The sequence below is a fragment of the Mesobacillus persicus genome, from assembly GCF_900109925.1.
GTDB lineage: Bacteria > Bacillota > Bacilli > Bacillales > Cytobacillaceae > Mesobacillus_B > Mesobacillus_B persicus.
In genome coordinates, this window is record NZ_FOBW01000001.1 from 358,020 (window position 1) to 371,366 (window position 13,347).

Annotated in this window: 10 protein-coding genes; 2 read left to right on the forward strand and 8 right to left on the reverse strand. The window is 40.8% G+C overall.

Going from position 1 to position 13,347, the window contains the following annotated elements; translation table 11 throughout:
• Positions 1-14 precede the first annotated feature (14 nt).
• Entirely contained in the window at positions 15-2,423 is a 2,409-nt protein-coding gene (gene nirB / locus BMX30_RS01750) for a nitrite reductase large subunit NirB (RefSeq protein ID WP_090740582.1), read from the reverse strand.
• Between the two features lie 290 nt (positions 2,424-2,713).
• Positions 2,714-4,384, reverse strand: a complete 1,671-nt coding sequence (locus BMX30_RS01755) for an ABC transporter substrate-binding protein (RefSeq protein WP_170843762.1) — start codon at positions 4,382-4,384, stop codon at positions 2,714-2,716.
• 251 nt (positions 4,385-4,635) lie between these two features.
• Between BMX30_RS01755 and BMX30_RS01760 the strand changes: the two genes are divergently transcribed.
• Positions 4,636-5,460 (forward strand): hypothetical protein, encoded by an 825-nt coding sequence (locus tag BMX30_RS01760; RefSeq protein ID WP_090740586.1) that lies wholly within the window; start codon positions 4,636-4,638, stop codon positions 5,458-5,460.
• A 181-nt stretch (positions 5,461-5,641) separates the two neighbouring features.
• Here the strand turns inward: BMX30_RS01760 and BMX30_RS01765 are convergent, their stop codons facing one another.
• Positions 5,642-6,841 carry a CaiB/BaiF CoA transferase family protein gene (locus tag BMX30_RS01765; protein WP_090740588.1) on the reverse strand — a complete coding sequence of 400 codons (1,200 nt, stop codon included), beginning with the start codon at positions 6,839-6,841 and terminating at the stop codon, positions 5,642-5,644.
• The gene (locus tag BMX30_RS01770; protein ID WP_090740590.1) at positions 6,842-7,642 is read right to left on the reverse strand and encodes an enoyl-CoA hydratase/isomerase family protein; all 801 of its coding nucleotides are present in this window, start codon (positions 7,640-7,642) and stop codon (positions 6,842-6,844) included.
• Between the two features lie 343 nt (positions 7,643-7,985).
• On the opposite strand from BMX30_RS01770, the gene BMX30_RS01775 reads away from it, so the two are divergent.
• On the forward strand, positions 7,986-8,633 hold the full coding sequence (locus BMX30_RS01775) for a GntR family transcriptional regulator (protein WP_090740592.1): 648 nt from the start codon (positions 7,986-7,988) through the stop codon (positions 8,631-8,633).
• Between the two features lie 88 nt (positions 8,634-8,721).
• On the opposite strand, the gene BMX30_RS01780 is transcribed toward BMX30_RS01775, so the two are convergent.
• From BMX30_RS01780 to BMX30_RS01795, 4 genes are all read right to left on the reverse strand, one after another.
• The gene (locus BMX30_RS01780) at positions 8,722-10,074 is read right to left on the reverse strand and encodes a short-chain fatty acid transporter (RefSeq protein ID WP_170843763.1); all 1,353 of its coding nucleotides are present in this window, start codon (positions 10,072-10,074) and stop codon (positions 8,722-8,724) included.
• Between the two features lie 396 nt (positions 10,075-10,470).
• Entirely contained in the window at positions 10,471-11,910 is a 1,440-nt protein-coding gene (locus tag BMX30_RS01785; RefSeq protein WP_090740594.1) for an amidase, read from the reverse strand.
• Between the two features lie 274 nt (positions 11,911-12,184).
• On the reverse strand, positions 12,185-12,691 hold the full coding sequence (locus BMX30_RS01790) for a hypothetical protein (RefSeq protein WP_090740596.1): 507 nt from the start codon (positions 12,689-12,691) through the stop codon (positions 12,185-12,187).
• 124 nt (positions 12,692-12,815) lie between these two features.
• Positions 12,816-13,202 carry a YidH family protein gene (locus BMX30_RS01795; RefSeq protein WP_090740598.1) on the reverse strand — a complete coding sequence of 129 codons (387 nt, stop codon included), beginning with the start codon at positions 13,200-13,202 and terminating at the stop codon, positions 12,816-12,818.
• Positions 13,203-13,347 lie beyond the last annotated feature (145 nt).

Here is a 13,347-nt window from a genome sequence, read left to right on the forward strand (position 1 = left end):
TAACCTCCTAAGTTTCATTTCGTTTCTGTCGGGATTTTCACCGTTTGATATAGATCTCTTAACAGTGTTTTATTTTCAATCGCCTCTTTCCAAGGATCTTGAACGATGGACAATGCCTCTTCGATTCGACTGTTTAATTCCATTACTTTCGACTTTTCGGATAGGACCTCTTTTATATGATCAAGGCCGAGACGGTCTACCCAGGCTGAAGTTCTTTCCAAATAGTTGGCGGTTTCGCGGTAATATTGGAGGAAAGCACCAATCATTTCTACGAGATCTTCACCTGATTTAAACTTGAATAATAGATCTGCCTCGCGAAGATGTGTGCCACCGTTTCCGCCCACATGCATTTCCCAGGCACCTTCTACGCCAACAATCCCAACGTCTTTGATTCCACTTTCCGCACAATTACGCGGACAGGCTGAGACGGCCATCTTTACTTTATGCGGAGTATTTAAGCCTTCGAATTTTTTTTCAAGTTGGATCCCCAATCCGATTGAATCCTGTGTTCCAAACCGGCAGTAATTTTCACCCACACAAGTCTTTACGGTACGAAGCCCTTTCGCGTATGCCGAGCCAGAAGGCATATCAAGCTCTTCCCAAATTTTCGGAAGGTCCTCTTTTTTGACACCTAGTAAGTCAATTCGTTGGCCGCCAGTGACCTTTATCGTACCTACTTTGTATTTATCAGCTACGTTTGCGATTTTGCGCAACTCCTCTGATGTAGTGACTCCACCGTACATTCTTGGAACAACGGAGTACGTACCGTCCTTTTGGATATTAGCGTGCATACGTTCATTGACATAGCGAGCTTCCTTCTCGTCTTCGTAACGGAGTGGGTCAATCATCCCTAAGTAATAGTTCAGTGCTGGCCTACACTTCGAACAGCCATCTGTAGTCCAACCAAGGACATTCATCACCTCACGGATATGGGTTAACCCTTTTTCTTTTATTTCATGAACGACCTCATCACGGGATAAAGTCGTACATGCACATATCGCTTCCTTCTGGTTTGCATCATAAGAATCACCTAGTGTGCATTGAAGTAATTCAGAAACAAGCGATTTACAACCACCACAGGAGCGGGAAGCATTCGTGCAGCCTTTTACCTGATCAACCGTTGTTAAGCCCTGTGTTTGGATTGCTTCAACAATGGCACCTTTCGTCACACCATTACAACCACAAATCATTTCTTCATCCGGAAGTTCAGCAATGGAATTAACCTCGACTTCTGGGTTTTGTGTTGCCTCTACATATTCCTGTACGCTGATTCCTTTTTTGATAAAATTAAGCAATTTATTGCCATCCTTTGTGTTTCCAAACAGAACGGCACCGACCATTTTCTCTTCTTCAAACAGAATCTTTTGGTATACTCCACGCAAGTCATCATGCAGGATAGATACTTTTGTATTTTCGTCTTCATTGATCTTACCTGTGGAAAACACATCTACTCCAGACACCTTTAGTTGTGTGGATAGAACAGAGCCTTTGTATCCTTCCCCTGCTACTCCACATAGGTGTTGAGCCAACGCTTGCCCTTGTTGATAGAGCGGTGCCACTAGTCCGTAAACCATTCCCCGGTGTTCAGCACATTCACCCACCGCATATATATTTGGCACCTCTGTTTCGAGATGGTCATTAACAAGGATGCCTCGGCTAATTGGGATTCCTGCTTCGAGGGCCAAGGAAACATTCGGTTTAATTCCCACTGCCATGACGACCAAATCGGCTTTGATTCGGCTGCCATCCTTAAACTGAAGGCCAGTGACATGTTTTCTCCCGAGAATTTCGGTTGTTGACTTTTCAAGGAGAAAATTCATTCCTTGCTTTTCGAGTTCTTTTTGTAGAAGCTTCCCTGCTTTGCGATCTAGTTGACGCTCCATTAAATAATCCTGGATATGAATGACGTCTACTTCCATCCCTAAATTCAACAACCCACGGGCCGCCTCAAGACCTAATAAGCCTCCGCCAATGACAGCTGCTTTTTTATGCTTTTTCGCATACTCGACGATGGTTTCTGTGTCTTTTATATTCCGGAAGGCAATCACACCTTCTTTATCTGCGCCCGGTAATGGGAGCATAAATGGATTCGAACCTGTGGCGATGATTAATTTGTCATATGGCTGGACTTTGCCTTTATCGGTATAAACGATTTGTTTCTCCTTATCAATCCTACTAACGGACTCACCAGGGTACAAGCGGATATTATTGTCTTCATACCACGACCATTCATTTAAGGTAATATCTTTAAGAGTGGTATCTCCTTGAAGGACTTTTGATAACTGAATTCGATTATAGTTTGGATAGGGTTCCGTTCCAAAAACAGTAATATCAAATCCATCGGGATTCATTTTTAATATCTCTTCAATCGTTCGAATTCCGGCCATTCCATTTCCAATGAGTACCAACTTTTGTTTTGTCATATGTAATCCTCCTTGTCAGATGGGATCTTCTATTACCTTTATAACACTAGGGAATTTTTAATAATATAATCATGTTACAAAACCTAACATACTATTTCGACAATTAAAGTTAGCGAAGAATCATGGAATGGTTGATACGTTTACAATGGAAGCGAATACAAATTTCTTCATAAAAAAACTACCCATACTTAAGTGGGTAGTAAACGATTTGCTCATTGGTTTGTGCTGAATCTTTGATTTGCTGTGAGTTGCTTTCGACATGTAATCTTAACTTTAATTTCATTGATTAGTTATTTTGGCTTACCCGGGTAATAAATTTCTCCTTTTTCGTTCCACTTGTAACCTGCGTCCTTCAGTGTATTCACCGCCGCTTCGAGATTATACTCATAACCCTCGAGATCGGAACTATGCCACGATTCATTTGCCGGTGCGATTAATCCATTCGCTACTTGAGCGTGCTCTTTGAGGATTTCTCCAATGATCTTTTCTCTTGGTATCGTGAGAGTTAACGCTTGGCGAAAAAAGTGATCGTCGAATGGTTTTTCTCTTATATTAAAATGAACAGCGTCAAGATCTACTGAAGGAACAGAAATGACTTCCATTTCGTTCGATTCATTGAGTTTTTCTACTTCAATCGGGGTAACCTCAGCACCACTTATTTCCACGTTCCCATTTATTACATCAGTTATGAGCTTTTCTTCGTTTTCGTAAGGGATACGGAGGATTCCATTTATTTTCGATTGTGAAAAGTAATTCTTATTCGTATCAAGCTTTAATTCTTGACCTGGATCCCAATAATCGAAAATGAACGGACCGCTCCCAATCATCTTTTCGTTGCTATCTTCCAACACTCCATTGCCCCCTTTTTCTTCGAAGATAGGTTGCCAAATATGGTGGGGCAAAATATAGATTTGGGAGAGCGTTTCACTTAAAAATGGAGCAAAGTGTTGTTTCAGAGTAAAACGAACCGACAGTTCATCAACAATTTCGACTTTTTCAATATGTTCAACTAGAGAATCAAAAGCCGGTATCTTGCTTTCTTTTACTAAATCAAAAGAAAATTTAATATCCGTAGCAGTGACTTTTTCACCGTCATGAAAGGTCAAGTCCTCCCTAAGCTTAATCAGATATTTTTTTCCGTCTTCGTTTACATCTTCAATCGAGGTAGCCGCTGAGTTTTTCACTTCACCTGTTTCGCTTATCCTTACTAAATGGTCATAAACCAACCGGAAAACCTGAGAATCAAGCTTTCTTGAAGAAGCTAAAGGGTTTAATGTTTCAAGGTCACTTGGGTATCCCCAACGAACATACTTCTGAATCCCTTTTGGCTCTAACTCCATAAAGGTCCAAAAACTATTTAAACCTTCCCCGGTCGTATATGTAAAATTAGTAAACTTCTCATTTTTAATAGGAAGGAGGTGGTTGCGATGAACAATTGGGGCAATTGGAACATTTTCAAGCAATTGTTCCTCTGCTTTCTTTATAATCTCTTTTCTATCTCCCAAATTCTTAGTCTTTCTTTGCTCATCTACCATGGCGTTGTACTCGGCATGATCATATCCGGAAAGATTGTCCCCATGATTTGCTCCAAGTCTATTGATAAAAGAATCCGGGTCATACCCATTGAATGAATGATTCCAGGTTAGAATTAGAGAATCAAACTCCTTCTTTTGAGCGTGAATATCAGAAAAGCTACTCGAATTCAGGGGTTCAACTTTCACATCTAATCCGAGTTTCTTCCACTCTTCAGCCATCATGAACCCGTATTCATACTGGATTGGATCGTCTTCTTTTGTCGGAACATTTAGGACAATTTCTCTAACCTTTTGATTTTGAGGCAAATCTTTCGTTACAGGAAGGATGACTTCAGTAGCTGACCCGTTTTCATTGTTGGCAGATATAGAGCATGCTGAGAGAAAAAGTATTGTAGATATTAACAAAAGCAAAATGGATTTATTCAACCGATATACCCCTTTCCTTCGTACTATAGTTAGATCCACGCGCATTTTGTCTAAACAATTCTGAACAATCTCTTTATAAATAGTTTATCATATAGTAAGGAATCTCTATAACTATAAATTTACAGTGATTGTCAATTTTGTTAAATATTAGTTTTTAAATATAGGATTAGATATGTAATTGTCATTTTTAATTAAATTTTCTTTAAGGCTCTATTAGTTAATGAATACTTCATCTTAGGAGGTAATATGATTTGAAGGTCTTTGCATTAGTTGGCAAAAGTGGAACTGGCAAAAGTACAAGCATTCTGCAATATTGCTATGAAAATCGAATTCCAGCTTTTATTGATGATGGATTATTGATTGTAAACGGGAAAAGGTCTGCTGGAACCTCGGCAAAGTATGAGAATAATTACATTCGCGCTATCAAGCGAGCGACTTTTCATTTTGATGATCACCGTTTGGAAGTAATCAACGAGATTCAGCGTCTGCCGATTAAACACCTCCTCATCGTTGGGACTTCTATTAAAATGGTCGATCAAATAGCGAGCAGGCTAGATCTAGGGAACGTTGATAAATACATTGACGTAACAGAAGTTCGTTCGAGTCAAGAAATTAAAATGGCCCTTTTTGTCCGAAAAACGCAAGAACGGCATGTCATACCGATTCCCTACATACAGATTGAAGCAAACCGTTTTAAAAAGCTGATGAAAAAGGGAAAAAAAATCTTCTCGAAACACCAAACCTATATCGGTGAAAATACGATTATTCAGCCTAACTTTACGAAGGGGACCATCTCTATTGATGAAAATGTGATGAAAGACATTATTTCCTATACTTGTAGAGAGATAGCTAGAGTTGGGAAGGCGAAAAATATTCGCTATTATTTTGACCCTTCGCCTCGATTATCACTGCAAGTGGATTTCATCTGTTCAATGAATCAAAACATTGTAAACCTGATAGAGGAAGTCCAAGCAAAAATAGCTGAAACGATACTCTCGATACTAGAAATTGAGTTAGTTTCAATCGATGTTACTATCACAAATCTAAAGTTTGAGAAGATCGAGAGTTTCACTTAAAAACTGTTTTCGTAAAGATTGTTGTTAAAATCCTAAGGCCGATATTAACGTGCGAAAAGCTATATTGTATAGAAAGCCCAGACAATTAATATTCAGGTTGTAAAGCAACAAGGTTTTAGAGTAGAAAGAGTCAACTTAAAAAAGTAGTAAGAGAGCAACGAATATCGTCGCTCTCTTATTCTTATACTCTCGCTTTTTCTGAAGTTGTAATATTCGCCTCGTTGAACTGATTAATTTCAGCCTGACTATATCCTAGTGATTCCAGGATTTCGTTCGTATGTTCGCCTAATTCCGGAGGAACTGTTTTGATTTCCCCGGGTGTTCTTGAGAACTTGACAGGCGTTCCCAGCATTTTAATAGTTCCTAGCGTTGGGTGTTCCTTTTCGACGACCATTTCCCGTTCGTACATATGCTGGTCGTTGAGAATGTCTGACATCCGATTAACTGGTCCACATGGTATTTTTGCTTCTTCAAATAAAGCAATCCATTCATTCACCGTTTTTGTCTGGAACACTTCCTCTAAGAGCGAAATTAGTTCCTCTCGGTGGGCAACTCGATTTGGGTTGGTGTTATACTTTGGATCTTTTAACGTTTGTAATCCTAGAACATCAACAAACTTTCTCCATAAGCCGTCATTGCCAACTGCGATAATGAAATGTCCGTCAGACGCTTCGAACCCTTGATAAGGGACAATATTCGGATGAGCATCCCCAAGTGGTTGTGGGTCTTTCCCTGAGGCAAAATAATTTCCTGCTAAATACGTTTGCCATGAGACAACCGTGTCTAACAACGAGGTATCAATCCATTGCCCTTCTCCAGATTGATGCCGTTCATGCAAGGCAACGAGAATCCCAAATGCTGCCCACATACCGGTGCCAACGTCAGCAATGGAAAACCCTGCTTTAACGGGACGGCGTCCGGGTTCCCCTGTTACAGACATCAGTCCACCCATCCCTTGAGCGAGGATATCATAGCCTGGCTTTTGTGAATATGTACCCGTCTGGCCGAAACCAGATATCGAAGCAAGAATGATTCCGCGATTATGTTGTTTCAAGACCTCGTAATCAATTCCTAGCTTTTTTAATGTACCTGGTCGGAAATTTTCGACTACAATGTCAGCGTCTTTTATCAGCTTAAAGAAAATTTCTTTTCCTTTATCTTCTTTTAAATTCAGGACCATGCTCTTTTTATTCCGGTTAATGCTCAGATAATAGGCACTCTCCCCCTCGATGAATGGCGGTCCCCATTGCCTCGTGTCATCCCCTTGTGGTGTTTCAATTTTAATTACTTCTGCACCTAGGTCTGCTAGGGTCATCGTACAATATGGACCACTTAAAATACGAGTTAAATCAACTACTTTTATCCCCTTTAATGGTTGCATTTATAATCCTCTCCTTTGAAAGTTTGGTTTTCTTTTTTCTACGAAGGAGCGGACCCCTTCTGGAAAATCAACTGGATCTACACTTGAGCCAAGACCGGTTTCCCATGGAATGCTAATCGTTGGATTGTTAAAAGATACGGCTCGTTTCACAGCAAGCACGGATGCTGGAGATTGTTCCATAATTTTCTTGCCGATTTGGATGGTGAAATGATTAATATCCGCCTCGTTCTCGATGAGGTAATTAATCAAGCCAAGGTCATAACATTCTTTCGGTTTTAGTAACCTACCCGTATAGACAAGGTCCATCGTCCGACTTTTACCAATTAGATCAGCGATTCGTTTCGCAAACATTTGATTTAACGTAATCCCGAGCCTGCCAACTGGAATGCCCATCAAAGTATTTGGAGTGCCGATTCTGATGTCACAGGCAAGCGCTAGTTCAAATCCAGCCCCCATGGCTGGACCGTTGATGGCGCCAATCGTTGGAAGTGGGATTCTTTCGAATGTGGAAATGGCCTCTTCCATTAATCGAAAGGCTTCATTCGCCTCTTCAATCGATAAATGATTAAACTGTTTAATATCCGACCCTGCAGTAAAATGATTTTTGCTGCCTCTAAGAATGACCACTTTATTTTTTGGGTTTTCTGGGATTTTTCTGCCGATGGCTGCTAAGTCTTTCCACATTCTATTTGTCAGGGCATTTTTCAAATCGGGCCGGTTAATAGTTACAATTGCGAAGCCTCCACTTTCTTGGAGAATAATCTTTCCATCCTGTTCCGTCTTTTTAATGGTCACCCTCATAGGGATGCTCACTCCTCTTTTAACTTGTATTTTGTCGACAATTTAAATAAAAGAACATGAAAGACATTACTCTCCATGTTTGTTAGAGCAGTATTGCATTTTTAGTAATTTGTTTCCTTATATTGTCGACAGTCGATTTATTTGATTGTAATTTTAATGGTAATACATTCTATGAGTTAATTCAATTAAATATTTTGAATTTACCCAATATTCAATACAGGCACTGCATTTCGTGGCTAATTGCTAATTTCTTTAAAAGCTATCTTCCCCTTCGATTTATACTGAGAATTTTGGTATTGTAAGAAGAAGAGCACTTCGATGTTGAGATTAGGGGGCAATTAATGTGGAACACAAGCTTTTTGATAACAATTCCCTTTCAAGGTTAATTGCTGAGCAAATTACAGAAGAAATCATCACTGGAAAACTAAATCCAGGAGACAAACTTGTTGAAACCAATTATGCCGAAGAATTCGGTACAAGCAGAGCCCCAATTCGTGAAGCATTTTATTTACTGGCAATTGACGGGTTAGTCGAACGAATTCCTCGAAAAGGTTCAGTGGTGAAAGGCTATTCTGAACAGGATAAAATTGACCTCCTAGAAATTCGCTTGTTTTTAGAAACGTTGGCATTGGACAGAATTGCAATTATCGGTCCCTCTGAGGCGATTTTAAAAAGAATGGACGAACTTCAGGAGCAAATGACAAATGTTAAGGGCGATTCAACGGAGTACACAAGGCTCAACCAAAAGTTTCATCTGGCGATTATAGAAATGAGCAACAGTGAAATTATTCGGATGATGTATTCACGTCTTGGACTTCCATTAAGGTCCTTACAACGGATCACATTCGAGGGGGAAGCCAATATCGAAAAATCCCTCCAAGAGCATCAGGAGATCCTTTCATGTTTAAAAAACGGAGATTATCAAGAGGCTAAACAAATGTTAATTAAAAATCATCAAAACATATTAAAGCCTGTACAAGATGGTCGATGAACCAACTTATTCAATTTACTAAAATTGAACGGACCTGAAATTAGTTTTTTCAGGTCCGTTTTAGAAATGGAAAACTGTTTCTCTTAAACTATAAGAACAACAATCCGATGCTAATCGGGATAAATGACCATAACATCGCAATCACGCAAAATCCGATAATATCTTTTACTTTTAAACCGGCAATGGCTAGTAATGGCAAAGTCCAGAATGGTTGAATCATATTAGTCCAAGCATCCCCCCAGGCGACTGCCATCGCGGTTTTCGCAGTATCTACTCCAAGTTCTAGGGCGGCAGGTATCATTATTGGACCTTGAACTGCCCATTGTCCCCCACCTGAAGGGACGAAGAAGTTGACAATTCCAGCACTAATAAATGTAAATAATGGGAACGTGAACTCATTTGAAATACTAACAAACCAGAGTGACATTTCCTCGGATAGACCTGAGGCTACCATCATCCCCATAATCCCCGCGTAAAATGGAAATTGCACAATAATCCCACCCGCATTTTTCACTGCGTCGGACACGCTGTTTAAGAAGCGACGTGGGGTTTTATGAAACAAAATCCCCAAAAATAGAAAGATAAAGTTAACAATATTAATATTTAAATCTAGTCCGTTTTGAACGAAATGATACACGATAAAAACAAGACCCATTATCCCGACGATAAGTGAAAGCAGCATGCTGTTTTCTAAACGCTCGGCTGGTGTTTTGTCTGAATCATTTTCTGGGTCTGTGCTGTCTTCGTTCTCTAAGCTTGAGGTTGCAGCCATTAGATTTGGGTTACGGCGTAAATCTGTTTTTTCGCTTCCTTCTATCACCTTTAATAAAAAATAATTCAAAATTGGAAGCGTTATCAAAAGGGCTAAAACGATAAAGATGTTCTGAGCAGACAACAAAGTTTGCGTGATAGGGACGGTTCCAAGTGTATCTTCTAAAAAATGACCAGGTGTTGCGATCGTAAGTGGGATTGACCCAGAGAGTCCTCCATGCCAAACCAACATTCCGCCGTAGGCACTTGCAACTAGCAGGCGGTAACTGGTTGTAGGTACTTGGCGGATCAAGTGGCGAGCAAATAAAGCCCCAATCACTAGCCCGAAACCATAGTTGATTAGACAAGCAATTGCTGTGACAAAAGAAACGAGCATAATTGCTTTACCAGGGGTTTTTGCTAGCCGTGCCAGCTTAGCGAGAACTGACTCGAAAAAAGGGCTATTAGCTAACACATAACCTGTAACGACGATTAAAGACATCTGCATAGCAAAGGCTAATAGATTCCAAAATCCATCGCCCCAAAATTGGACCATTTGCATCGGAGAACTGTCAGTAAGTCCAATTCCTAAAAGAAACACGGCAATCGTTAAGATAATTGCAAATAAAAAAGCATCAGGCAAATAACGTTGAACTAAGCGGTCAAAAAACAAAGTGATTGCTTTAAGCAACCTATCTCCCCCTCTCGTTTTTAAGATTAATATCGTTTGGCGAGTTAAACAGGCTCCCCTGTTGTTATCTTATCGATTAACTTTGTCAGATAGTACTAAAATTTCAGAATACTTGCCAACAGTAAAAGTATCTGCATCCAGATGAGAGATTGGTGGTGAAGAAAGGAGCACTTCGAGGAGACTGCTTCATAGGGAGCTCCTGGTCGACATTCCGACAAAACTTCTCCAAGAGGCGGTCTTGGCGCAAAAAAAAAGAGCGTCACCCCGACAAAACTGCTCCAAGAGGCGGTCTTGGCGCAGAAAAGAGAGCGTACTCGATAAATAGTTGTAGCTATTAAAGGGTCATATTGATTTTGCTAACAGTAGAGAGTATCTTATAAGGGTTTTTAAACTAGATTAAGATAATTGAATATCATTCTTAATAATTAGGTTAGGGCGGCGTTCTCCGTACTTTGTCGCCTGCTCAAAGGCATAACCGATTCTGAGTACCTCATAATCCCCTCGGTGTGGACCCACGATTTGAAGTCCAAGCGGGAGCCCATCATCGGTGAACCCGCAAGGTACCGATAGCGCAGGGTTGCCTGTGGCGGAAATGTAGTAACAAGATCTCATCCAGTCAAGATAGGATTCCATCTGAACGTCATTGATAGCTGTTGGGTATTCTAGGTTTGCATCAAAGGCAGAGACCTGGCTTACTGGTAATAAAAGCGCGTCATATTTGGCGTAGAAATCTCGCATCTCATGGTAAAGCTGGTGACGAAGGTTTTCAGCACGACTGATATCACTTCCGCGAAGGTTCCGACCCTTTTCAAGATTCCAAATCAAACTAGGTTTCAATAGTTCACGGTAACGGTCGAATAATGCGGAGAACGACACGTCAAATTCCCACGCACGTAGAACTTGGAACACTTCTTCTGCGCCCTCTAGATTAGGGCAAGCTTCTTCTACCTCACACCCCAAATCTTGAAATACCTTTAGTTGTTGTTCGAAATTCTTTTTAACGGCTGAATCGACAGGCACCAACCCACCTAAATCTGCGGACCAAGCAATCCGCTTTCCTTTTAAATCATGATTAAATGGAGTTAGAAATTTTGCACCAGGTTCCTCAATGGATAGAGGCGAACGAGGATCTGGACCGGCCATTACCGATAACAAAAAGGAAGCGTCTTCTACACTTCGAGCGATTGGACCTTGAACAGCTAGTGGCGAATAGATTGCTGCCTTCGGATAGGATGGAATTCGCCCCGGTGAAGTTCTGAGTCCGACCACATTGTTGAAGCAAGCTGGGTATCGTAATGACCCGCCCATATCACTGCCGTCGGCAAATGGAATCATCCCGCTCGTAACGGCGACCGCTGCTCCACCACTGCTTCCACCAGCTGTTTTCCCCGTGTTATAGGGATTTCGCGTCACACCAAACACTTCATTAAAAGTGTGAGCGCCGGCTGCAAATTCAGGAACGTTCGTTTTCCCAATGACAATCGCCCCAGCTGCTCGCAACCTCTCAACTATCAAGTCATCTTCGGTTGCCATATAGTCACGGAAGATGGGCGAACCATTTGTCGTTGGGAAGCCTGCTGCATGATGGGTATCTTTAATTGCAATCGGTAAACCATGCAACGGCCCGACGTTCTTTCCAGAAGCCAGCATTTCGTCAGCTCGGCTAGCTTCTGCTAAAGCGCGTTCCTCATCAAGAGAGACGATTGCATTAACCGTCGGATTGATCCGCTTAATTTGGCCTAAATGAGCTTCAACCACTTCTCGGGCTGATAGTGTCCGTTCGCGAATCATTCTAGCTAAGTGTCGTGCGCTCGTATAAATAATTTCTTTATCCACTAAACCATCTCCTACTTAATAGTTATGTAACCTTGTGTTGTGACCGATACATACCTGATTTTATTAAGAATTCAGAAGGCAATTAATACAGGCCATTTCTGGAAATTATATTTTTGTTTAGGCTCATGTATGTCTTTTATCATATATTTAAAAGTGTTTTATAAAGGTTACTAAAATTTAAGGTGGAAATTAACATACTAGAGCTACGGAACTAGTATTAAAAACGACTGGAATACAAAAAAACCACGCAGCCATTGCTGACGTGATTTATGTTTTAAGATATATATACATCTATTTTAGGTGGAGTGGCTTTTCTAACTAGCCTTCCTTGATCATAAAACTTGCCGTGTTCCTTAACAATTTCCCGAGCCTCTTCCATAGAAGGGATTTTCCCTCCTGCCGAGTAGGTTAAGTAATAGGTTTGCGTGTTTTTCCGGTGGATGACCCAGCCGAAAAACTTCATCGCGAAATGATGCGTCCCTTGATTCCGAAGTTTAGGCATCGACTTGCCATCCCAAACGGTCATCGTTTGCCCATTCCCTCTTCCTCTTTTTAGTTCCCCACCTACCTCCGCATAAAGAAGGCCAGGCGTTTTTCTCATTTGATGCATGACCAGCAAAGTGAAAACTTGATTGATAATCAGTTGTGCAAAGTTTAAGCCTTCCCCTCTAGTTAGGGAAATAAATGTTTGATCTGGAAGTGTAGTCGGCTTCTTCCCTAGTACCAATAAGCCACCGTTTCCAGCTCCCTCCTTAATTGAGGTCCACTTTTTCTTCTCCATCCCTATCCCTGCCCCCTAGCAAAAACGTCCCTACTCATATTATTTCGTTTTTATGGTACAAATTCCTTTTTACCTGAGTAAATTGGAACTTTTTCACAGGGAGTCTTCACTCTAAATATGTATGTTAAACGATAACAAAATAAACCCCTAGTAGTAGCGCTATGATAATGATAATTAAGCTTAAAGTGAAAATATATTTTTTAGAGGCGGTAAAGGTTTGGTTATTGATTGAATGGATTTTTCTAAAATAGACAACCATGGACATAACTACAGTCACAACACCAAGTCCCACCGTCGCTAATCCGATGATACGTGCAAGCAGGTCCCCACCTCGTGAAAGAGTGATACCCATGTTATAGTGCAAATTGGTCACCAGAAATCCAACGCCCATGATGGCAATCGCCGTCCGAACCCATGCCAAAAAAGTCCGCTCGTTGGCTAAATGCTGTTGTATATATTTTGACTCCTCGGTTACGGAAATTACGTCTTCTTTTAGCTCCCTGTTTCTCATCCAACCGCTCCCTTATAGATATTACTCTTTTGATTAATGTAACCTAAATGCAAAATAGCAATCGCCGGTTTAAAGAGTACAAAATTAACAAGTAACAGACTGGATAGGACTTTTTCCCAAAACAGCTTATTTTTGTAACAGTTCA